At 69.8% G+C, this 22822-nt stretch carries 14 protein-coding genes; 4 read left to right on the top strand and 10 right to left on the bottom strand.

The window, feature by feature from the left end; all coding sequences use genetic code 11:
- The first annotated feature begins 106 nt into the window (after positions 1-106).
- Both M2283_RS10530 and M2283_RS10525 read left to right on the top strand, forming a co-directional pair.
- On the top strand, positions 107-271 hold the full coding sequence (locus tag M2283_RS10530) for a hypothetical protein (protein ID WP_280875870.1): 165 nt from the start codon (positions 107-109) through the stop codon (positions 269-271).
- A 38-nt stretch (positions 272-309) separates the two neighbouring features.
- Positions 310-2172: an HEXXH motif domain-containing protein gene (locus tag M2283_RS10525; protein ID WP_280875869.1), complete on the top strand. Its 1863-nt coding sequence runs from the start codon at positions 310-312 to the stop codon at positions 2170-2172.
- Positions 2173-2255: 83 nt separating this feature from the next.
- Here the strand turns inward: M2283_RS10525 and fxsT are convergent, their stop codons facing one another.
- From fxsT to M2283_RS10500, 5 genes are all read right to left on the bottom strand, one after another.
- Entirely contained in the window at positions 2256-6200 is a 3945-nt protein-coding gene (gene fxsT, locus M2283_RS10520) for an FxSxx-COOH system tetratricopeptide repeat protein (RefSeq protein WP_280875868.1), read from the bottom strand.
- 329 nt (positions 6201-6529) lie between these two features.
- Entirely contained in the window at positions 6530-7978 is a 1449-nt protein-coding gene (locus M2283_RS10515; protein WP_280875867.1) for an effector-associated domain 2-containing protein, read from the bottom strand.
- Between the two features lie 158 nt (positions 7979-8136).
- Entirely contained in the window at positions 8137-8445 is a 309-nt protein-coding gene (locus tag M2283_RS10510) for a trypco2 family protein (protein ID WP_280875866.1), read from the bottom strand.
- Between the two features lie 118 nt (positions 8446-8563).
- Complete coding sequence (locus M2283_RS10505; protein ID WP_280875865.1) at positions 8564-10324, bottom strand: transglycosylase domain-containing protein; 1761 nt, start codon at positions 10322-10324, stop codon at positions 8564-8566.
- Entirely contained in the window at positions 10321-11412 is a 1092-nt protein-coding gene (locus M2283_RS10500; protein WP_280875864.1) for a sigma factor-like helix-turn-helix DNA-binding protein, read from the bottom strand. The genes M2283_RS10505 and M2283_RS10500 overlap by 4 nt, the downstream gene beginning before the upstream one ends.
- 159 nt (positions 11413-11571) lie before the next feature.
- Between M2283_RS10500 and M2283_RS10495 the strand changes: the two genes are divergently transcribed.
- Both M2283_RS10495 and M2283_RS10490 read left to right on the top strand, forming a co-directional pair.
- Positions 11572-12093, top strand: coding sequence for a SigE family RNA polymerase sigma factor (locus tag M2283_RS10495; RefSeq protein WP_280875863.1), 522 nt, complete (start codon positions 11572-11574; stop codon positions 12091-12093).
- Positions 12086-12823 carry a L,D-transpeptidase gene (locus M2283_RS10490; protein ID WP_280875862.1) on the top strand — a complete coding sequence of 246 codons (738 nt, stop codon included), beginning with the start codon at positions 12086-12088 and terminating at the stop codon, positions 12821-12823. Before M2283_RS10495 ends, M2283_RS10490 begins: the two co-directional genes overlap by 8 nt.
- 36 nt (positions 12824-12859) lie before the next feature.
- Here M2283_RS10490 and M2283_RS10485 read toward each other — a convergent pair whose 3' ends face one another.
- From M2283_RS10485 to M2283_RS10465, 5 genes are all read right to left on the bottom strand, one after another.
- Positions 12860-15022, bottom strand: a complete 2163-nt coding sequence (locus M2283_RS10485) for a protein kinase domain-containing protein (RefSeq protein WP_280875861.1) — start codon at positions 15020-15022, stop codon at positions 12860-12862.
- A gap of 656 nt (positions 15023-15678) precedes the next feature.
- Positions 15679-19641: a CHAT domain-containing protein gene (locus tag M2283_RS10480; RefSeq protein WP_280875860.1), complete on the bottom strand. Its 3963-nt coding sequence runs from the start codon at positions 19639-19641 to the stop codon at positions 15679-15681.
- The gene (locus M2283_RS10475; RefSeq protein WP_280875859.1) at positions 19638-20597 is read right to left on the bottom strand and encodes a hypothetical protein; all 960 of its coding nucleotides are present in this window, start codon (positions 20595-20597) and stop codon (positions 19638-19640) included. Before M2283_RS10475 ends, M2283_RS10480 begins: the two co-directional genes overlap by 4 nt.
- A gap of 4 nt (positions 20598-20601) precedes the next feature.
- Complete coding sequence (locus M2283_RS10470) at positions 20602-21525, bottom strand: AAA family ATPase (RefSeq protein ID WP_280875858.1); 924 nt, start codon at positions 21523-21525, stop codon at positions 20602-20604.
- A gap of 8 nt (positions 21526-21533) precedes the next feature.
- On the bottom strand, positions 21534-22805 hold the full coding sequence (locus tag M2283_RS10465) for a toll/interleukin-1 receptor domain-containing protein (RefSeq protein WP_280875857.1): 1272 nt from the start codon (positions 22803-22805) through the stop codon (positions 21534-21536).
- Between the last annotated feature and the right edge of the window lie 17 nt (positions 22806-22822).

Below are 22822 nucleotides of genomic sequence, written 5' to 3'. Positions count from 1 at the left end.
CGACATGCGGGGTTTCCCCCATTGGCCCACTGGGTCATGATGGTTGAAGGACTGAGAGCGCCGACTCGTGGACATGGGAGGGGACTTGGCAGCCGTGGAGGAAACGATGCCTGCCGTCGAGTCCGGTCTCGTCGATCTCTCGGGAGTCTCTCTTGAGGCGTTGCGCTCCATGAATGACACGGCCGTTGCCGAGTCGCTGGACGACCTGCTGCACCACATCGACGGCCCACAGGCCATCACGGTGTCGTACAACCCGTCCCGCTTCGACTGACTCGACCGAGGGGACCGGCAGGGTGTTGTGGAGGACCCGTGGCCGCTGACGCCACGACAGCAAGCAACCGTCTGCCCTTCCATCGGCTTTCGGCTGTCGGAGCCCTGGCACTCGCGCGTGGCGAGGGCGACGCCGCGGCGGTCGGCGAACTGCTCGGCGCGGAGCGCAGCCGCCGTCTCCTGCTGCTGCGTGCGCTGGATGCCGGACTCGCCCGGGGCGATCTCCCGGAAGAGGGCACGACGATGCCCTACGCGGAAGCGTGGGAGCTGCTCGAACGCGTCCAGCGGCAGGCGCCCGAGGTGTTCGAGAGCGTTCTGATGGCTCCGACCACCGGCATGTGGGTGTCCCTCACCTTGCGCCGGATCAGAGGCCGCTCCTACGAGGACGCCCCGCTGTGGGTGGTCGCCGGACATCTGACGGCACTCGCCGCCGCCGCCGGTATTCGGGCCGGCCTGGACTTCGAAATCACCGTTCCTGTACGGCGCGGCCTGGTGCCGTTGCCGACGCTCGGGTGCGCCCGACTCCCGGTGTCGGAGCCTTGGAGCAGGGCGCGGGTCGTGGCCGACGCGGGCCGGGTGCGCATCCAGAGCACGAATGGCGAGGTCGAGATCGATCCCGTACGGGACGGGCGTGGGCCGGCGTGGGTCCCGGTGCGTCGGCTGAGACTCGGAACCGGCCCGTCCGCGAAGGAACTCGTGCTGGACGAACTCGATCCCTACCGAACCTTCCCGCGGCCGAGTGAACCCCGGCTGTTGTCCGCGGCGGAGGCAGTGGAGTGGGAGTCGCTGCTCGCGGGTGCCTGGGAGATATTGCTGCGCGACGAGCCGGTGAGCGCCGAGGCCATGCGGCTGGGGCTGATGGTGGTCGCACCGACCCCGACCAGAGAAAGGTTTCGGCCGTATAGCGGGACGGCCGGAGACGCCTTCGGCGGAGTCACCGCGTCCCGTCCGGACGATCCCGCGCAACTCGCCGCCACTCTGATGCACGAGTTCCAGCACACGAAGCTGGGCGGACTGATGCATTTGGGAACACTGAGCGAACCCGTCACGGAGGGCCGGCTGTTCTACGCGCCCTGGCGTGACGACCCCCGCCCGTTGGGCGGCCTGATGCAGGGCATCTACGCCTTCCACGGCGTGACCCGCTTCTGGCGCACGCACCGCCATGCCGCCGACGCCTTCTACGCCCCGCTGGCCCACTTCGAGTTCGCGCTGTGGCGTACCCAGGTCTGGGCGACGTTGAGCGAGGTGCGTGACTGCGAGGGGCTGACCCCCCTCGGCCGGCGTGTCCTGGAGCACCTGGGCGAGTGCCTGGAGGGATGGCTGGCCGACGAGGTGCCGGCGACCGAGCTGCGGCTGGCCGAGGAAGCCGCCGCGGATCACCGTGCTCGCTGGCGCGCCCATCATCTGCGGCCGCCCGCCCACGCGGTGGAGCAGGCCGCACAGGCCTGGCACCGTGGTGACAACCGTCCTCCGGCCGAACTTCAGGACGCATCGCCCTCTGTCGTCCCCGACACCGAGGTACGGCTCCTGGACGGTGCGGCCGTCCTGGCCAGATACGTCCTCACCGATCCGGACGGCGACTGGCGGCACTTCGCCGGCGCGGGCGGTGTGGAGGGCGCCGACGACGCCGACGTGCTGCTCGCCTGTGGCGATCGCGCCGCGGCCTACGCCGCCTTCACCGCCCGCCTGTCCGCCAAGGGTGCCCCGGTCGCAGCCTGGGTGGGCCTGGGCCGTTCCCTGCCGCCGGACCAGGCTCCCGCTGCCCGGCTCCTGCTCCGTTTCCCGGAGCGGGCCCGCGCTGTCCAGGACGCGGTGCAAGCGATGACGGGCCGCGGAGCCGACCCGGTGCGGCTGGCGGCCTGGCTCGCTGAGGGAGACAGGACGCGGCGCCGCTCAGTGTGACCGGCGGGGTTCTTCGAGCGACGGGACTGTCCCGTGACCCCGAGTGAGCGAGAGCCGGTCGGGGAGTTTCGTGCGTGGCCTCCTCACAGCGGCAGTGGGTCGATGTCGCAGTTGGCCCGCTCACCTGCCCTGAACTGCACGGTGGCCGGGTGCGGCGTGCCCGAGGCGCGCTGCAGACGGGGCTCGTCGAGGACGCGTTCCATACGCGCCAGGGTGTCCTCGCGCAGCATGTGGCCCTGTTCCCCGGCATCGGTCGCGATGAGATCGAGGGCCAGGTTCCCGGCACAGGCCAGCGTGGTGGGGTGGTCCTCGCCGAAGGTGATCCGGCACAGTTCGAGCGTGGCCTCGCCGCCGAGCCGGGCATCCTCGTGCCGGCCGAGCGCGGCCAGGTCGCTGGCCAGGTTGACGGCACAGACCAGCGCCAGCGGATGGCCCTCGCCGAGCCGCTCGGTGAGCGAGACCAGCGCCGCCTCGTCCAGGCGGTGTGCCTCCTCGGCCCTGCCGAGCAGCCGGAGTGTGACGGCGAGGTCGACGTCCGCGGACAGGACGTGCGGGTGGCGGGCGTCGTAGACCTTCCGGTACCTGTCGCGGGCATTGACGCCACGGGTCCGGGCCGCCTCCAGGTCACCGTTCTGACGCAGCGCCACCGAGAGGGTCAGGGCGGCGGCCAGTGAACGGGGGTGCGCCTCGGGGTAGCGGCGCCCGAGCTGTGTGTGGGCGTCGGTTGCCAGTTCGAGCGACCGCACATGGTCGCCCTCTTTGCGGCAGGACTCGCTGAGCTGGCGCACCGCCTCGATCGTGGAGGGATTGTCGAGCCCGAAGGCCTCCCGGTACGCCTCTTGCACGGACTCGTGCAGCTCGCGCGCGCCGACGTAGTCGCCCGTCTCGCGCACATCGACGGCCAGGTTGTACTCGGTGATCAGGATCCGCCGGTCGCCGTCGCTGAACAGACGGCGTTTCAGATCCAGCGTGCGGCGGTCCAGCTCCAGGGCCTCACGGAACTCACCGGTGAGGCGCAGACTCACCCCGACGTTGTGGGCGATGTTGAGCGTGGTCGGGTCGTCCTCACCGAAGGCCCGGCGGGCCCGTTCGTAGGCGAACTGGTCCAGTTCGGCGGCTTCCGCGAACCTGCCCTCGGCGCGGCGTACGGCGGCTTCGAACTGAAGCGCGTCGAGTGCGTCCTCGCGGGTGTCGTCGCCAGCGGCGGGAGCAGTACGTTCGTAGACGCCCTTGAGATGCTCCGCCAGCCGGGCGGCTTCGTCGAACCTGCCCACCGCCCAGTTCACGAAGCCCAGCCACTGCCCCATCAACAGCGCCTGCTGGTCCTCCTCGCCGAAGATGTCGCGCCATACCTCCCAGGCCTGCTTGGAGAACTCGAGCGACAGCTCGTGGTCGCCCCAGTAGTAGAGGTACTCGGCGATGTTTCTTACCAGTTGGCGTACCCAGGCCTGGTCGGACTTGATGGCCTCGGAGGCGATGACATGGCTGTAGAGCTCCGCGTACCGGGGCCAGCTCGTCGGGTCGGCGGGATCTTTCGGGTCGTAGGCGACCATCAAGGTGTGGGCGCCTTGGCGCATGCGGGAGCGCTCCTCTGGGGACATGCGGGTCTGCAGGACGAGCTGCACCAGGCGGTGCATTTCAAGGGAGTTCGTGCGGTGGTCTATGCGTGCGAGCGAGTAACGGTTCACTTCCCTTATCGCGCGCGACAGCCTCATCGGGTCGTTCAGTGCCGCGTCCAGCTCGGGCGAGATCTGGCTGTTGCCCAGGCCGGAGAAGATCGACCGGGAGATGGGGTCCGGGGCGAAGTAGGAGCACATCTGCAGGAGTTGCAGCGCGGCCGGGCTGCGGGTCTCCAGGTGGTCCAGGGACACGTTCCACGCGGCCGCGACGGGCAACTGGTAGTCCGGCGGCGGTGCGACCTCGAGCAGCTCCACCCGCTTGCTCTCGAACAGGCGCAGGTACTCGGAGGCGGACATACCCGTCTCCGCCCGCCAGGCGGCTGCCTGTTCCAGGGCCAACGGGAGGTCGCCCAGTGCCTCGGCGAGGGCGTCGGCCTCGCCGTCCTCCAGCGGCGGACCGGAGCGGCGCAGGAGTTCCTTGCTCTCCTCGCGCGAGAAGACGTCCACTTCGAGCGCGCGGCCGACCTGGCCCCAGCGCCGGTTGCGGGAGGTGACCAGGATGGTGCCGTCCCCGCCCGGCGGAAAGTAGTGGCGGACCTGCTCCGGACTGTCGGCATTGTCGAAGATCAACAGCCAGCGGTCGTACGGCCGCCCCTCGCGCAGCGCCTCCCGGACCGCGGGGATCGCGATGTTGGCCTCGGTCGAGGTGCCCAGCCCGAGCCGCTGGGCCAACTCCACCAGGGCCTGTGCGATCTGGCCGGGCCGCTCGGAGGGAATCCACCAGACGATGTCGTACTCGTTCTGATGGCGGTACGCGTACTCGATCGCCAGCTGGGTCTTTCCGACGCCGCCCATGCCGTGCAGTGCCTCGGGCAGCACGGCCGTCGTGCCCTCTCGCAGACGCTGGTCAAGCAGCTCCAACAGGTCCGCACGGCCGGTGAAGTTGAAGTTGCGCGGCGGCAGATTTCCCCAGATGCGTGGCTGTGCCTGGCGCTGCCCCTCCACGCCCTGGGGTGTCGTCGGCATACGGGACGCTCCTTCTGATGTGGTCGAGGGAGAGGGCGCGGTGCCGCGCCCGATCTCGGTCGGGGGTGTGACGGACGGCGTGCTCGGGGTCCGCTTCTGTGGACTTTCGTCCAGATTGGCGGCACGGCGTCGATCGTGCTCGCTCAGTGCCTCCTCAAGCAGGGCCGCGCGCTGTTTGTACCGGCCCGACAAGGCGTGCAGAGCGGTCAGCTCCACGCGCAGGAAAGCCACGTTGCGGTGGGTGACGCCGGGCCTTTCCTCGCTGTCCAGAGGTGCTGCCGGGGACGGAAGAAGATCGCTGGTGGCGGGGTCCCCTGCAAACAACGCGCGAATCTCGCGCAGGATGCGGGCGGTGTCGCTGCGTCGGCCCAGCGCGAGCAGCTCCTCGCGGATGCCGGAAGCGAAGGTGTAGATCAGGTCCGCCGCACCCTCGCCGTCCGTTCGGGTGAGCCGGACCAGACCGCTCATCAGCAGCTCGGAGACATGCACCGGGCCCGCGTCCGGGGTGGTGGCGACGACCGAGCGGATGGCGGGCAGGCTCAACGGGGCCGCGGCCAGGCGGGTCGCCAGGGTGAACGCGGTGGGGCTGGCGGCGGCGCGGAAGTCGGAGACGCGCGCGGTGGCCGGCATCGTACTGTGCGGGTCGGGCGTGCCCTCGGCCCACGGCAGCGCGCGTGCCGCGTCCGGCCGGCGCTTCCACTCCCGCGCCTGGACCGCGCACAGATCCAGCCACTCGGGTTGTGGTCCCGCGATCAGACGGAGCAGTGCCTTGGCCCAGCGGTCGTTGAAGGCGAGTACCGGTACGAGCACCGGGGCGCCCTCGGACCCGCCGGACTCGTCGGACTCCTCCGAGACGGCCCGGGCGTCACGCTCCAGCCACGTCCAGTCCTTGTTGGGCGCCCATGCGTGGGGAGCGTGGATCCGGACACGGCTGACGTCGAGGCCGGTGCGGTACCACAAATGCTGGGGGAGCAGATGCACCAGGGCGACCGGGCACGATGCGCCCCACTCGCGCAGCAGCGGCTCCAGGGTCCGCAGCCGCCAGCCGGCGGCCAGCCCGTCGGTGAGAACCAGCACCACCTGGCGTGCGTTCAGCGGGACGGCCGAGAGTGGATTCCTCTTCGTCACCCGCGCCGGGTCCGTCTCGTCGGTTCCCCGCAGGGGCACCACACGCACCCGGACGAAATCACCGGCCCGTCGTAATTCCTCCGCCAGATCTTCGACGACCTCGGTCCACACCCTCATGGAGGGATACGAGTCGACGACGAGGACCGCCTCGGCGGGTTCCGAGTCGTCCGGTTGCCCCAGCCGGCTCAGGACATGCGCCGCCTCACGCCGAGCCCGTGCTGCCTGTGCCGGTCGCTGACCGTCGTCATCGTGCATGGGGGCTCTCAATCCGTCGGCGAGACGGCGTGAGGGGAGCGGAGTCGCGCAGACCCCGGGTATGCGTGACATCCACGAGCAAAGCCTTGCAGTCCATCTGGTCGCTGAACAAGCACGGCGAGTTCGCGTACGGGTTCATGCGACGCGCGTGCAAGAGCACCCTAGTGGCGGAAGGATCCGCGTGGAACCGGTTCGGGGCGAGGGGCGCGCACTGGTTCATGTCGACGGCGCGCGGGTTCGTCCCGGGGGCGCGTCGGCACCCTCCGGATGCGCGAGGACTCATCTTTCGTCGCACCCCCTTTCGCCGGTGACCTGCGCGAGCGCCGGGTTTACTGCTGTACCGATGCGTGGTCGGGCCCCGGTGGCCCAGGCCTGCGTTCCGGATCGTCGTACAGGATCGCCAGATGGCGTCCCACGTGGTTGTCCCACCCCTCCGGCCCCTTGGCCAGGGCCGCGCTGCGCCATCTTTCGAACCACTCCTCCAGGCCGCCCAGGGCCCGTTCCTGGAGGATCTCGGAGACCGCTTCCCTGAAGGCGGGGTCGGAACAGTCACCGCGGTGCCAGATCATCGCGGGTATGCCGGCCCGCAGGCCGGCCATGAACTCCTGCCGGCTGCTGGCGGAATCACCGCCCGGGGGTTCGCTGAGCACCAGACAGACCGTGCTCCTGTCCGCCTTCAGCAGCCGCTCCAGATGGAACTGCGAGTCACCCGGGCGGCCTTCGTGCACCTTGCTCTCCGCCGGCTTCTCGTTCAGCTGGTCCCACTTGTGGTGCCAGGGCCGGTGCCAGGCCGCCCTGCGCAGCCGCTCGAAGCTGCGCAGCACCACCTTGTAGTCCATCACCAGCGGCGTGGGGGAGTCGGAGCTGGACTCCTTCTGCCACCACTCGACCGGTTCGTCGAGCAGCTCCCACGGCAGGATGAACTCGAGGACGATCGACTGCCGCAGGTCCGACCAGCGTTCCTCGGTCTGCTCGATGAGGTTCTCGACCTCCCCGGGCAGTTCGGCGCGGCGCAGATGCAGGGTCTCGCCCGGGACGGGATGCCAGCCCTCCGTGTCCGACTGCCACCAGTGCGAGAGGTAGTACGCGCCGGGGTCGACGCCGTCCGGCTCCAGCTGGATCATGAGATACGCGTCCGACACCACCGAGAGCGGCTCCCTGACCTGCCACTCGGCCATCAGGTCTTCCGTCTTCGACATGCGTGCCAGCACGCGGATCCAGCGGCGTACGTGCTCGGCGGCCTCCGGCTTGCCCTCGTCCATGAGCCTGCGTGCGGCCAGGGCCAGGAACGCCAGGCTCACCGGCGGCTCATTGGTCGCCGAGTTGTTGCCCGCCAGATGCAGGAACACGGCCCAGCCGGTGTCGCACCACGGAGGCAGTTTCTGAATGCGCGAACTGCTGGCCTGGCGCGCGAGCCCCGCCATCTCGGACGACGACCGCATCTCCTGCAGGAGGGGTCGTAAGGGATGCATGTCGGCCCACTCGAAGAAGTTCGCGGCTTCCCACTCGTCCACCAGCCGGCCCAGGGCGTTGACCGAGGTGGTCCGCTGCTCCACGTACTGAAGACACCGCAGCAGACAGGGCATGCCGTCCGGGAAGTCGGCGCAGAAGTTGGCGAGTTGGAGCAGCCAAGGGCGGAGTACCTCGCCCCGCGTGAAGTCCACCGGGGAGCCGAGTTCCTGACCGAGCATGGTCACGAGCAGGTCGATGCTGGTCGGATGCCGCATGGTGTCCGACTCCTGCAGCACGGTGACGACGTCGGCCTTCAACTCGTTCATGACCCGCGCTGCGTTGCGCCCCTCCACCCCCGTGACCTCCCGATCCCCGTCTGCTGTCATCGAGCTCGATCTGACGGTGCCGCCCCAGGGTACGGCGCCGTGTACTGCCACGTCAGGATGTTGATGAGCTGGATACCGGTCCATTGGCGCCCCCGTCCTCAGCGCTCGCCCTCCTCTTCGTCCCCCACGATGCGCACTGTCTGCTGACTGCCGTCCGGAGCGATCAGCTTGGGGTGCAGGGTGAGATGGACGCGATGGGTCTGCGAGGTCTCCTGTTGCCCGTCGACCCCGGCTTCGACGACCCAGAACCGAACTTTCCCGCCTGCCCCGCCGCGGCGACCGACGGCGACGGTCGCCTCGATCTCCACGGGGCCGAGTTCGAACCGCACCGGCCCCGGCGCTCCGTCCGCCAGCGCGGCGTTGAGCTCTTGGCGCAACTCCCTTACCAATTCTGCAAGTTCAATCACAGCGCCCTCCCAAGGGGAAACTACCCGGCTCCGAGGACGGCCATCCGTGGCGGAGGCCCGCCGCAGATCACCCAATCCATGAAGTAGGCGCAGGCGCCGACATGCGGGACCGTCCCGCCTATCCCGCCCCCGCCGTAGCCAGCCCCCAGATCCGCCCCGCAGTCTCCTCCGCCGACCCGGTCGGATCCGGGTCGTTCGGCAGTTGAGCCGGCACGGTCGTGTTCTTCCTCTCGCCGGGTCGGTCGGCGAAGAGGGCGACTGTGAGGGCGAGTTGGGGGTCCAGGCCGGTGGACCAGACGGTCCGGCGGGTGATTCCGCCGCCGGCCCCGGCGGTGAAGAAGGCCGGCGGAGTCTGCTGGGCGGCGGAGGTCGAAGGGACCGCTTCCTTGTACGGAGGGACGGTGTACGGAGGGACGGTGTCCGGAAGGACGGTTCCCTTGTAGGAGGGGCCCGCCTCCTCGTACGTCCTGGACACCTGCTCGCCCACGAAGTACGCCTCCTTCTCGTCCAGCGCCTGCCGTGTCTCGGGGCGCGTCGTGTAGACCGTCCGCCCGTCCCGGGTGATCTTCATGACCGTGTACGGGGTCGCGTACACCCCGTTCGCCGCCACGGTCGCGTACGCCGAGGCCAGTTGGAGTGGGGTGGGTGCGGCGGTCTTCGGCAGGTCGGTGAGCGGGGCGCCGAGTCGGACCTTGCCGAAGGGGTCCAGGGCCGTGTCCGCTTCCACCGCGCCGCCGACCGCGTCGTTGAAGGGCTGCCGGGCGTAGTCGGAACCCCCGTACAGCAGCCGCACCGCCCCGTCGCCGGGCTTGATCGCCACGACGGCGGTGTGCAGCGTGCTGCTCTTACTACCCGTGCCGTCCTTACCGCCCTCGCCGCCCTGACTCCCCTTGCTGCCCTTGCTGCCCTTGAGGTCCTTCACCGCCTCGGTGGTCGCGTCCTGGAGCGCCAGGTCGAACGTGGTGTGCACGGTGTAGCCGCCGCGCGCCAACTGGTCCTCGGTGATGCCGAGTCGGTCGGCCGCCTCCTTCGCCGCCACGTCGATCATGTACTGCCGCTGCCCCTCGGTCGTCCCCGGCGGATAGAAGCGGAAGGCCGGGAAGGCGGCCTCGGCGCGCTGCTTCGCCGTGATGCCGCCGCTCGCCGCCATCGCGTCGAGCACCCACTCCCAGCGGGCCTTGAGTGTCGCGGTCACCTTCGGATCGGAGCCCGCCTTCTCGTAATACGAGGGGATGTTGACGATCGATGCCAGCGCGGCGCCCTGGGAGACGGTCAGGTTGTGGGTGTCCACGCCGAAGTAGTTGCGCGAGGCCGCTTGGATGCCGGCCGAACCCCGGCCGAAATAAACGGTGTTGAGATAGCCCGCCAGGATGTCGTCCTTGGAGCGGGTGCGATCCAGCTTGATCGCGATCAGCGCCTCGCGTGCCTTGCGCGTCAGCGACTGTTCCGGGCTCAACAGCGCGTTCTTCACGTACTGCTGGGTGATGGTGGAGCCGCCCTGCCGTTCGCCGCCGGTCAACGAGGCCAGCACCGCGCGGGCGATGGCTCGCGGCGAGACCCCGTCGTCCGTACGGAAGGAGCGGTTCTCGGCCGCGATCACGGCGTCCTGGACGTACCGAGGGACCTGCGACAGCGGCACCTCCTGGCGGTCGACGGGACCACGGCGGCCCAGGTAGGAGCCCTTCTCGTCGACGAAGACCGTGCTCTGCGTGACGGTCTCCGGGTGCGGCTCGGGGATGCCCGTCAGCCGGTACGCGACGACCGCGGCCGTGCACAGCGCGGCGATCAACACCAGGAAGGCGGCGGCCAGCCGACGCAGCAGGCGACCCCGGTTACGGCGGAGCCGCAGACGGAGCGGGACGCGCAGGTGACGCTTCACCGATCGCCCCCGCCCCGCGCGACGACCTTGCCGGCCGCGTCGTACACCGTGACGGTCGGACCGCCCTCGACGAACGTCGACTTCATCTTCGCCATCGACATGGGTGCCCGTGCGTACCAGACGCCCCAGCCCGGACTGCCGGCCAGCGTGAGGACGGTGCCGGTGATCTTGCCTTCGGCGACGCCGACTTCGACGCGTGCCGGGTCGGCGGACAGACCGCGGTACAGGCCCGACAGGAAGTACGAGCTGTGCAGCGGCTCGGGCTGCACGGACACGGCCGACTTCTCGCTCTCGTAGCCGTCGTCGTCGGTCAGGCCGAGGAACTGGTTGGGCCGATCCGGCGTCGACCAGTGCTTGCCGCCGCTGGTCAGCCAGACCTGCACCTCCGGCAGGGCGTCCACCCGTTCGCCGGGCGCGACGATCCGCACCGGACTCTGCGCCACATCGGCCGCCCCGCCGCCCGACCCGTCCGTGGAGTCGCCACCCATGAACCGGCCCGCGACGAACACGCCCGTCGGCACGAGCAGCAGCGCACAGACGGTCACGCCCACGCCTCTACGACGGCGCCGCAGCGCTCGCCCCCGCTGCTCGACGGCATCGAGCGGAACGTCGAACTGGACGGCCCTGGCGGCAGGTTCGACAGCCCCGGCACCCCCCGCGGCCTCGGCGAACAGCCCACGCAGCCGCTCGACATCGCCCCCGCAGACCGCCAGCCCACGCTGGGCACGGCTCCTGACCGCACCGCCCGACCAACCGAGCAACTGGGCGATCTCCGCCTCCCGCAGCCCCTCCCGGTGCAGCATCACGAGCACGGCCCACTGCCGCGCGGACGGAGCCCCCAACACACCGTGAGGCAGGGCCCTTTGATGCCGAGCCCGGCGCAGATACTCCTTGACCAGGGTCCGCCGTACATAGAAGTCCACGTCGTCCCGCGGTATCCGCCGCCACCGCGCGCACACCCGCACCAGCGTTCTCCGCACCAACTCGGTCGCCTCGCGGGGGTCGCCGGTGAGCAGGCGGGCGGTGGTGACCAGCTGGGGCAGACCCGCGTGTGCGTACGCGGCGAAGTCATCGTGGGGGTGCGGCACTTCGGTGGTCCTCCGGTACTGCTGTGGGGGGAGTGGATCCTGAGACGCCTGTTTCTCGTCTTTCCTGTGGGTCGGGTTTCGACGGACGCGGCCTTCGGGACCTGTACGCACCGTGAGGGCGGTCAGGTTGCACGGGAATTCCAAGACTCCGGTGAGGTCATGACCGAGGACGAGTTCGACGCCTTCTACGCGGCCACGTTTCCCCGTCTGACCGGCCAACTCTCGGCGTTCACCGGGGATCGCGAGGAGGCACAGGACGTGGTCCAGGAGGCGTTCGTACGAGCCTGGGACCGGCGCGCGGACTTCCTCGCGGACGAGGCGCCCGAGGCGTGGATACGCACGGTGGCCATGCGGCTGGCGGTCAGCCGCTGGCGCCGGGCCAAACGCTGGCTGGAGTTGGTACGCCGTACTCCACCGCCGGAGTCCGTACCGGGACCGACCCCCGATCACACGGCACTTGTCGCCGCACTGCGCCAACTGCCCAAGGCGCAACGGATGGTGATCGTCCTGCACCATCTGTGTGACGTGACCGTCGAGCAGATAGCCTCCGAAACGGGTACGCCGGTCGGGACGGTCAAGGCCAGGCTCTACCGGGGCCGGGCGGCACTGGCGAAGCATCTGACGGTCGACGAGGTGGGCAGGGCGGACGTGCCGGTTCGGGAGGGGAGCGGCCATGTCTGATGACCTCACCAACGACGAACTCACCAACCCCGAACTCTCCGGCGCTCTGCGCGAGTTCGCCGCGCGACACGAGACCTCCCCGGCCCTCACCGGCGCCGAGGTCCGAGGCCGCGCCGCCGTACGCCGCGCCCGCCGCCGCGTGACAGGCACACTGGTCGCGGCTACGGCAGCCCTCGCGCTGGTGGCCTTCGCCCTGACCCTTGACCTCACGAACTCGACGAACTCCGCGAGCCCCGCGGGGTCGGGGACCCAGCGCCAGATCCCGGCCGCCACGCCCTCCGCCGCCCAGTCGGCCTCCGCCACGGTGTCCCCCGTCCCGCGCACACCCGTCACCGCCGGCAGCGTCGACCTCGGCAAGGGCATCATGATCGTCGGGAAACGGGTCATGCCGCTGACGGACGGCTCACCCAACACCCCAAAGGTCGTGGGACCGTTGACCGTGTACGACAGGCGTCCCGAGGTCAAAACCCTCACCGTCACCACCCCCACCGGCGACGCCCGCTACAACGCGGAGATCTCGTACGTCGTCGAACTGCGCGACGCCGACAACATGCCGGTCTACGTCGGCGCCGCCCTCCGCTTCGACAAGGAGAACGTCGGCAGGTACGCGACCAGCGCCGGCTGGATCGACCTGGACGAGTCCGACGCCAAGTGGTTCTACGCTTCGGTGAAGCCCGGCACGGCCATCGAGGTCACCGGCACCAAGTCCGCGACGGGTCCGGTCGGCTAGTGATCGTCACCCTCGCCGCCCTGCACGACAAACACGTCAGGTGGGCCCGTCGGGGCTCCGGGAGAAGGCGGTGTCGCCGGCCATCGCCACGATCGCGTCCTTGACGAGCAGCACGCGCGGCGGATTGTTCTGCACCTTGTCCCCGGGGTCGTCCAGCGCGGAGGTGCGCCAGACCTCCGCTCCGGTGTGACTGTCCAGTGCCAGCAGACGCCCGAAGCGGTTGGAGAAATAGACCCGCTTGTACGTCGCCGACACCGCGGGCGCGGACAGGCTCTCCATGTCCGTCGTCCGCTGCCAGAGTTGCTTGCCGCTGTCCGCCGACACCGCGGTGACCGACCCGTCGGACCGCACGAAGTAGACGACGCCGTCCACCAGGGTGGCCGCGCCGGTCAGCGGATGTGCCAGCGGTATCCGTCTGACCTGGCCGGTGTCCGGGGATACCCGCAGCAGCGCGTTGTACGGCCGTTCGTACCCGGCTTCGTACACCTCCTTCGCGGTCTGGGGGGCGAGGAACAGGGGCTGCCCGCCGACGGCGCCGAGCGGTTCCGCCTTCTTGGGCAGCGTGGCCGTCGCGGTCAGGCTGCCGGGTCCGAGCCTCATCGGCTCGACCGGGGCCTTGCCGGGCTCGTTGCCCTCCGAGCACAGGGCGTAAGGGACGCCTCCCAGCGCCGACGGAGTGCAGTACTCGTCCAGCGAGGCCGCCCGCCACAGTTCCTTGCCCGACGGCCCGTAAGCCACGAACGACGAGTAGTCGGGAGACAGGGTCAGCAGTCCGCCGTCGTACAGGACCGCGGTCTCGGACTTGCTGATGTCACGTTGCCAACGCCGCTGCCCGGTAGTGGCGTCGAGAGCCACCACACGCCTGATCGTGTCGTCCGGATCCTCGTACACATAGACCAGCCCGTCGCGAACGCCGATCGGCTCCACCCCTTGAGGGCGGGTGCCGGTCCGCCACAGGGTGCGGCCGGAGGCCGCGTCGATCCTGGCGGCCGTGAATCCCGTACCGCCGCAGAACAGGGCGGTTCCCTCCGTCACGCATCCGGTGCTGCCGTAGTCGAGAGGGACGCCCTTCACGTCGTACCGCAGCTTCGTCCGCCACGGCCGCCAGCCGCCGGGCAGAGACGCGGCACGCGCGCCGGCCGTGGCGGTGGGGGTGGAGGTGGCCGTCGCGGTGTCCGAATCGGATCCGAGGACACCCACCCCGATCCACAGCCCCGTGACGGCCAGCACCGCACCGAGGCCGGTGAGCAGCATCCGGGCCCGGCGTCGCCTGCCGGTACGGATGCCGGTCGCGGCGTCCGCGGAGGTGGTGGCCGCGCTCCGTGGAGTGGGGCGGGGCCGGGGCCGCGCGGACTGCCCGATCTCCGGGGAGCAGCCGGTGGCGTCGTCGGACTCCGGCAACGCCTGGAGCATGCGCTGTATGTCCGCCAGTTCCGGCCGTGCGGCCGGGTCCTTGTCCAGGCAGCGCTCGACGATGCCCAGGAGCGCTTCGGGTACGCCGTCGAGGTCCGGGGACCCGAACACCACCTGATAGCCGGTTATGTACGGGCTGTTGGCGTCGAACGGTCCCGTGCCGACGGCCGCGAACACCAGCAGCGACCCCAGCGAGAACACGTCCGAGGCCGGGGTGACGTCCCGGGGATTGGCCAGTTGTTCCGGTGACATGAAGGGCGGGGTGCCGATCATCCGCCCGGTCGTGGTGAAGCTCTGGTGGTCGGAGGCCCGCGATATGCCGAAGTCGATGACGCGCGGCCCGTCCTCGGTCATCAGGACGTTGCCCGGTTTGAGGTCCCGGTGCACCAGGCCCGCCCGTCGGATGTCACGCAGCGCCTCGGTGAGCCCCAGCCCCAGCGCGCGCAGTTCCCGCAGGCTCAGCGGGCCGTCCTTCTGCACGACTTCGGCGAGGTTGAGCCCTGGCACGTAGAGCGTCGCCATCCACGGCTGGTCGGCGTCGGGGTCGGCGTCCACGACAGGCGCGGTGAAGGCGCCGCTCACTCTGCGCGCCGCCTCGATCTCCTGCCGGAAGCGCGTCCGGAACTCCTCTTCCTGGGCGTACGGCCCCCGCACGAGCTTGACCGCGACCTGCCGTCCCGAGGCGGCGACTCCCAGATAGACGACTCCCATGCCGCCCGCCCCGAGCCGACCGAGGAGGGTGTACCCGCCTATGGACTCCGGGTCCCCGGTGCTCAGGGGCGTCATCGCCGATCACCCTTCCCAGCGCCTGCCTGCCTCACGGGGATCAGAGTAGGGCCCTGCCGCCGCCCGCCGCCGGTCCACCCCGACCTGGACCCGACAACAAACAAACCCCGGACCGCCGGTCCGGGGTTCTTCTCTGGAGCGGGTGACGAGAATCGAACTCGCACTCTCAGCTTGGGAAGCGACGGCGTGTACCCAGCCACATGGTGCTGACCTGCGTAGATTCATGGCGCCGACGCCGTTGCGAAGGCCTGATCGCGCCGCCATCGACCGCGGTTGTCTGCCCCTACGGGCACGGATTGGGCATGGCGTCGGGTGGTGCGTGACGCCATCCTGTCCGTGGAGTGGCACCGGGTGCCCGTTGGGTGAAGTGCTGCGGATAGCGTTGCATGCGCAGTCGCTTGCGACGCACCTCCACGGCCCTGCCCTGTGGGGCCTCACCGCGCGTGCACACGCGATGGCGGGTGACGACGTCCCTGTGCCCCTCCCACAGCTTTCGACGGAGCGGTTACGCGGTCCGCAGTATTGTCGGCCAGAAGCTGCCGCACACTGAAACGAGAAGTTGCGGCGCGGACGAAATGGCAGGGCTCCGGGCATGACCGGTCTCGGAATTGGCCTGCCGTCCTTTTGGGAAGCGCACCGTGCGCCGGCTCGACGACTCACGGGCCCAGGTGCACCACGCTGGCAGAGGTGAGCGCGTAGAAGGAGGAAGCGGCGAGGGACTCTTGAAGGGCCGTGTGCAGGGCGCGCGCAGAGTGTTCCGGACGAAGCCGCCCGCCGGAGTCTACGAGCAACTCGTACACGTGAACCGCGATGCGAGTGGCGGCTTCATCCGTGACCTCGCCCAGCATCCCGATCACATGGCGGTAACCGGCGGACTGGAAGGACGCGGCGATGGTCCACCCCCCGCTTTCGAAACCCCGGTCGTCGCCCGCCGTTTCGCATGCCGAGAGATAGGCCAGTGCTCCGTCGGCCACGAGATTCTGCGGAAGATGCCGCCAGTTGAGCCATTCGTCGCCGCCGAGGTGCAGTTGGGGGATGCCCTCGTAGAGGTGCCCGTGCCCGGTGAAGTGGAAGAAGGGGAAATCGGCCAGTCCGGCGGCGACATTCGCGACCGTGGCCTCCGGGCCGCGAAGGAGATGGGCATCGGGAACGAGCCGCAGGATCTGGTCGACCTCCCTCCGCCCGTGCGTCAGCATGTCGTCCGCGAGCACCACGAGCATCCGCTGCTCCGGTGTGTCGGCCGGATACCTCTCACGCTGCCGCGCGGCCATCAGCGCCTGGACACTCGGAGTGTAGGAATGGACCGCGTAGTCCATGGCCGTCCCCCGGGGCTGTCCCGCTACGTGCAGGGGAAGCATCGTGAACGGGCCGGTGGGACACCACCAGATCCGGGGAAGTGTGTCCGCCGGGCCCGAGTTGCTCTTCGGCGGATCAAATGACCCCGGAGCCCTGGTGGGGCCGGGTGGGGCGGAGCTGACCGTGGCGCGACCGATCAGCCCGAGCGCGGAGAGGACGGGAAACACCGTGCTCTCCCACAGCCAGTCGAGTACGTCCCAGGCCTCGCGGTCGTTCGGCGGCCTCGAACCACTCACCCTGGCACCGCGGTACCGGTTCGCCCGGTCCGTCAGATCAGCCAGGGTCAGATACGGCAGCCGCAGCGCCGACACCCCCTGCCGTGTCACGAGAAGCGCGTCGCAGCGCCGGGCGACGGCGCTGAGTACGACGACGGGCCCCTCGCTCGCGGCCAGAACCAGCCGTTGGGTGGCCACGGGGGCGAGGAAGTCCTCGAAGCCCGGAACGGCACGCACCGATTTGACCAGGTGGTCCATCCGGGCCTGCACCAGGTCCCTCCGCTGGAAGACCGGTGTGTTGGCCGGTCCGGCCTCCAAGTGGAGAAACGTCCACAGCCACTGGAGTTCCGCGGCGAGTTCCCGCGCCACCCTACGCAGACGGTCCACCTCGGCATGGGAGTCCTTGGCCCATGCCGACAGCAGGACGCTCCGCTGCTCAAGGAACTCCAGCGCGAGCTCCGGAGCTCCCGCCTCGATGGCGTAGGCAGCGGCTTCCCGGCTTCGTTCCTCCCAGGCCCTGATGAGGGCCTCACGTTCGCCGCCGGGCAGCAGCACAACCGGCGGGAGTTCCCTGGTGACGGCCTGGTAACTATGGATGACCTCCTCATGGAGGTCGAGCCGCATCGCCAGAGTTCCCCAGAGCAGTGCGGCCTGGAGGCGATGCAGCGGCTGTGCGGTCCGTTCCTGGGTGACCAGTCGTGCGGCGTCCGCCGCGCGGCGGATTGATTCGGAGGACGCGTCCGCCATGTGGGAGATCACCCTGGCACTGGCCAGCAGGACGGGTACCAGCACGGTGTCCACAGACTGCGAAGGGGGAGTTTCTTCCCGTAGGGAGTCAAGCCTTGTGAGCGCCCTGTTGAGGTGTAGCGGCGACTCCCCGCGGGTCTTCAGTTCGAGCAGGGCGGATGCGTAGTTGGTGACCAGAGCCACGCGTTGGGAGCGACTCGCCCTCGCCGGCTCCAAGGCGTTGATGATCATGAATAGGGAATCGACGTCTCCGGCCGCCCGGTACTTCAGGAGCAGGCCCTCGCGTTGCTGGACGATCGCCGTGTGCCAGTAAGGGAGGTCGGTATCGGCTCTGGTTCCGGGATGGATCGACCGGGTTGTCTCGATGGCGCGGTCGAGATCTGGCATGGCGCCCGTCTGCGCGAATCTGTCCAGCAGGCACTGGGTCAGCGTGTTGTGCGCCGCCTGCCGCCAAGGCGACGCCTTCGGCAGGGAATCGGCCGCTTGTTCGGCCAGAGCCAGGGCCTCGTCCAGTTCTGCCTTGTTGTGCGACATGGCGAAGGACACGCGCAGCACATCGGCGTGTGCGAGCCGCAGCCGGGATCGTCGTAGGCCGTCCCCCGGAGGGCTGAGGGTGATGGCCGACCGCGAGAACGCCAGGGCGTCGGCGAGTGCTTCCTGCGAGCCGTCCGCCCAGAACCGGGCCAGGTTCACCGCGGCGATGACGGCCGCTCGCTCGGACTGAACAGCTCTGGGCCCCTCGGATGTCGAGCTGTGACGGGCCAGTTCCTCGGCATGGCTGAGCTCGTCGGGGTTTCCTGTCGTCCCGAACCGAGCCAGGACCATCCGTGCCAGCGGCAGCGCGGAGGCCGCCAAGGCGTCATCCGTCCTGAGCGTTTCGTCGGCGAGTGCCAGAGCGCGCCGCAGGATCTCCTCGCGGTGTTCGACCTCGTGGAGAACCGCGTACGTGCGCAGCAGTTCGGAGACAAGCGGCAGGGTGTCGACTCCGCGCCCCGACAGCCTGTCCACCGGTGTGACGAGGGTGTCCACGGACCTACGCAGTTGATCGATGTCCCCCGTGTGGGAGAAGAGTTCGCGGAAGGCGGCGCCGAGAACTGACCAGACGCGTACGGCTATGGCGGGGTCCGGGATCTCGGTCATGTCCTGGCTGATGCTTGCAGCCCGCTCCAGCGATTTCCGGGTGCCGACGCGGAGGCCGTGAAGATAGAACGCCTCCGCGGTCTCGCAGCCGAGTTCGGGGGAGGACCTCCAGTCGTAACGGGCCGCCAGGACCCGCTCCGCCAGCCTGTGCGCATCGCCCAGAGCTCCGAGGTCGTCCTCCCGGCTGAAGCGGCCGAGAAGGGCCCGCATCACCCTGACCAGGTGGGGAGCCAGTTCGGGCAGTGGCACGGATCCGAGCGCGCCGATCAGCAACTCGTACTCGGCATCCTCGGACTGTGACGCGGCCGGCGCGGGCCGGTCGAGCTCGTACACATGCCCCGCCCCCGTGCGGAGGCCGACCTGCCCCCTCCCCACCTCGACGCGGACGACGCCGGACGCGTCGATCTGCACCGTCCGGGTGGCGGAGTGCGTGACGACCTCGACCACGCGCGGGTGGGTGTCGGGGACGAGGATCGCCGACGCGCGTGTCCCCGCTACGTCGCCCAACAGCAGCGCGGTTCCTTCGCGCTGTACGCCGAGCCGGGCCTCTCCCACGGCGGCGGCGATGGACGAGACGGTGGTGAGGGTGAGTTCCGGTGCCGTACCGGGGTCGAGGGACGGGACGTACGGGCGGGCCGCGTTGGCGAGACTCCACGCGGTGGCGGTCGAGCGGGCCTCGACGGGCAGCCTCTTCCAGGCTTCTGCGAACCAGCCCGCCAGGCCCGAGCGGTTCTGCCGTACCAGGGCGTGCAGGGCTTGGTTGAGGTGCTGGTCCGCGGCCTCCGTGGCGCCGGTCAGGCTGTCCCAGGTGACCCGCTCCTCCAGGAGCAGCGCGGGCGAAAGTCCGCTGTGAACATCAGTGACGATGTCGATGACCTCGCGGAGGCGCGGATCGGTCTCCAGTTTCCGCACCAGGCCCGCGCGCAGGTAGGGCAGACATTCCGGGAGCAGCGCGATGGCCTCGGGCGTACGGGCGCCCACCCAGTCGCAGAACCACAGATCGGCTTCGGCGCCGACGTCCAGGTGGGGCAGGAGCCGGAGCCGGACCGCGCGGATCAGTTCGGGTTCGATACGGGTGGCGATGCTCAGGACCGTGGCCAGCTCCAGCGCTCCGGCCGTCGGCGGGGGTGGCATCTCTTCCGGTTCCGGTGGGGCGGTCACCGCAGCCTCGCCTTGATTCGGCCGGCGGTGGTGGTGCGGTCCCAACTGACCAGCGGCAACAGCCTCGTCATCCACTCGGGCCAGCGCTTGGGCGGGTACGGCGAGAGCGCGACGGCGCCGCAACCGGCCCGGGTGACGAGGGCGACGAACTCCTCCCAGCCCGGCCGGGTGCCGCGGTTGGGGTCGTCGGGGCGGCCGCCGAGTCCGAGATCCGAGAGCAGCAGGACGCACCTGCCGGAGTCGGGAGGCGCGTACGTGGTGCGCGTCCAGCGTGCGCCGGGCCCGGTTCCGCGTTGAGGGAGATCGGCGAAGTAGCCGACTTCGACCAGCCCGGAGCCGACCACCGTACGGATCCGGTGGACGAGTTGGTCCTGGTCGCGGCGGAACGGCTGCATACCGGTGCCCCGGTCGACCAGCACCTGGATGCCGTCCCGCAGCGTGGACACGGGCCGACGCGGCAGCCGTACGACAGGGCGGCCGTGCGCGAGCGTGTCGATCAGCGCCGGAATGTCCACGGGGCCCTCGCACACCTGCCGGGAGAGCATGGCCCGGAGAATGGCACTGGTCCAGCCCGGCACGAGAAGGGGCGTGTACGGGAGCGGGACGCGCTCGGGTGTCGGCCTGGCGAGCGGCCGCACCGGCTCACGCGACGGGCTCGTGGTCTCGATGCGTACCGGCTGGAGCAGGGGCAACTCCGCCGTCACGTCCACGGTCTCGTGCCGGTCCTCGGCGTCGTACCTGGGCGGCGGTTCGTCGTCGGGCTCCGCATCGGGCTCCTCGCGGGCGGTCTCGGGCGAGGGCTCCGGCAGGGGAGGGGTCGGGGGTGTGACGACGGGGTCCGTGAGGGGTATGCCACCGGTCAGCCCCAGCAGTTCCAGGACCTGTGCCTGCTCGATCTCGGTCCGCGCCACTTCCAGGGCGCGGACCACGTCACCGATCCAGATCTCCGGACGCATCGCGTCACCGCTCCCACTGCCGGGACTTGGCGAGCGTCAGACTGCGGACGAGGGGCCACCGCGGATGGCCCGGACCGAGGTGCAGCGTGCGGCAGGCGCGCAGGGCGTCCAGGTACTCGGCGGTGCTGGGCTGCCGCTCGCGCCGGACCTCCTCGTCCTTCCGTACGGTCATGAGCTGATCGGCGAGATCACCGGCGAGGTCCAGCGTCGAAGAGTCCAGCTCCACGCCCTCCTCCTCCAGGTGCAGTCGCGCGATCCGCATCAGGCTCTCGCGGGTCGGGCTGGGCAGGGTGAAGGTGATACAGCGGCGCAGGAAGGCCTGCGGGAGTTCGCGCTCGCCGTTGGTGGTGATGATGATCAGAGCGTTGCCGGCGTCGGCCTCGCGACGCACGGGCGTCCCGGTCTCGGCGACGGTGAACTCCTGTGAGCCCAGCGGCACGAGCAGGCTGTTGGGCACGTCAGGGTCGGCCTTGTCGATCTCGTCGATGAGGACGACGGCCCCCTTCGTCCGGTGCTGCCGGTAGAACCGTTCGTGCGGGTCGTGCCGGTGGAGCGGCTTGAGGAGCCCACCGCGGGTGTGGGCCGACTCGGGGGCGAGTGACCACCACAGGACACCGGGGTCGATGTAGTCGCCATCGTTGAGCATGCCGCGGTGCGCCTGCGCGTCCGCCAGCCTGCGCACGCTGTCGAACGTCCACAACAGGTCGGTGGCCTGGGTCCGGGACGTGACCACATGCTCGTAGTACCGCATGTCGTGTTCGCGGGCGAAGTAGGGGGCCAGGGACGACTTGCCCGCTCCCGGGTCGCCGCTCAGCAGCAGGGGCCGGTCGGTGGCCAGCGCGACGTCGATGGCCAGCCGGAGGTCCTCCGACATGTCGTAGACCCGGCCGTCCCTGGCGTCGGGACCGTGCGAGACGAGATCGGCCACGAGGGCTCCTATGAGTACGTACCGGCCAGATGTTCGTGCTTTTTCCTGAGGCGCTTGGTGCGGGCCTTCGCCGTCTGCTCGTCCTCCCAGGTGAGCAGGGGGCGCAGCTGTACCGCGTTCCCGAAGGCCGCCCGGACCTGGTCGTCAGGCTCCTCCGTGCCTGTCGCCACCAGGACGATCAGCCAGGAGAAGGCCTCGTGCAGTCGCTTGACGGCCTGCGCGAACTCGACGTTGGGCGGGCAGAGTTCGTTGATGACGAGGTAGTGGGTCCGCGCGTCGACATCGCGGGGCAGTACCCGGTCCTCTTCGGTGTCGGCTTCGAAGAACTCGCACCACACCGCGTTCTCCCAGTCGCGGAACCGCTCCCCGACCCGGTCCTCGCCGGTGGGCAGAGTCCTGATCGATGTCACCTCGAAGCCGCGGGTGGCGGCGCAGGTCGCCCGCCGTATGTACTGTTCGGCCGTGCCGGCCGTCCGGGCGTTGAGCAGGACCGTCATCTCGTGGGGCCGTTTGTCCGGTGCGGGGAGCACGCCGCGGGCGGCCTCCTCGTCGACCCAGGTGGGGGCCAGCTCCGCGGTCAGCCGGCGGATGACGTAGTCCGGCAGCGAGGGGGCGAGGACGTCGAGAGCCGCCTCCATCCGGTCGGGAGGAGCCATCAGGAACTGGTCTGCGAGGAACAGGCAGCCGCCATGTCGGCCGGTGACATGGGCCAGATACTCGCTCTCGGACTTGAGCGCCCTCGCGGCGTCGACCAACAGGTTGGACCGCTGCTGAGCCTCGGAGAGATACAGGCCCAGCCGCTTGAGCCAGGTACTCATCGGGTCGTCGCCCGTCGCCGCTTCGGGTAGGTCTGCGAACCGCTCCAGAACCTGGGCGGAGAGGCTGTCGGCATCCGGCTGTTCGCCCCGCGCGGTCCGTGCGAACTGGATCGGCCGAAGCTCCTCCAGTCCGGCGATCTTGACGGCCGTGGTCGTGAGGCCGTCCAGCAGGACGGGTATCACGAGCAGGGGTGCGCCGAGCGCCCTGCGCCACATCAGGATGTTGACCTCGCGCCGTACCCAGTGGGACTCCAGCGCCTTCTCGTTGAGCAGAACGACGGCCGCGTCGCAGCGGGCGAGCCAGTGGACGATCTCGGGACGCCACTCGTTGCCGGGAGGGATGTCCGACTGGTCCACCAGCGGGGTGTGGTTCTTCTCCTTGAGGTGCTTCTCGATCCTCGTCAGGACAGCGGTGGCGAACGCGTCGCCCCGGGCGCTATGGCTGATGAACACGTCCCCCACGAGGCTGATTGTGAGCC

This window comes from Streptomyces pseudovenezuelae, from assembly GCF_029892565.1.
Lineage (GTDB): Bacteria > Actinomycetota > Actinomycetes > Streptomycetales > Streptomycetaceae > Streptomyces > Streptomyces pseudovenezuelae_A.
This window is presented reverse-complemented; position numbering and strand designations above follow the sequence as displayed.

Excerpts from the sequence above, each read along its gene's own strand:
- M2283_RS10530 (WP_280875870.1), top strand. The coding sequence starts at position 107 with ATGCCTGCCGTCGAGTCCGGTCTCGTCGATCTCTCGGGAGTCTCTCTT.
- fxsT (WP_280875868.1), bottom strand. The coding sequence starts at position 6,200 with ATGCACGATGACGACGGTCAGCGACCGGCACAGGCAGCACGGGCTCGG.
- M2283_RS10515 (WP_280875867.1), bottom strand. The coding sequence starts at position 7,978 with ATGAACGAGTTGAAGGCCGACGTCGTCACCGTGCTGCAGGAGTCGGAC.
- M2283_RS10495 (WP_280875863.1), top strand. The coding sequence starts at position 11,572 with ATGACCGAGGACGAGTTCGACGCCTTCTACGCGGCCACGTTTCCCCGT.
- M2283_RS10490 (WP_280875862.1), top strand. The coding sequence starts at position 12,086 with ATGTCTGATGACCTCACCAACGACGAACTCACCAACCCCGAACTCTCC.
- M2283_RS10485 (WP_280875861.1), bottom strand. The coding sequence starts at position 15,022 with ATGACGCCCCTGAGCACCGGGGACCCGGAGTCCATAGGCGGGTACACC.
- M2283_RS10475 (WP_280875859.1), bottom strand. The coding sequence starts at position 20,597 with ATGCGTCCGGAGATCTGGATCGGTGACGTGGTCCGCGCCCTGGAAGTG.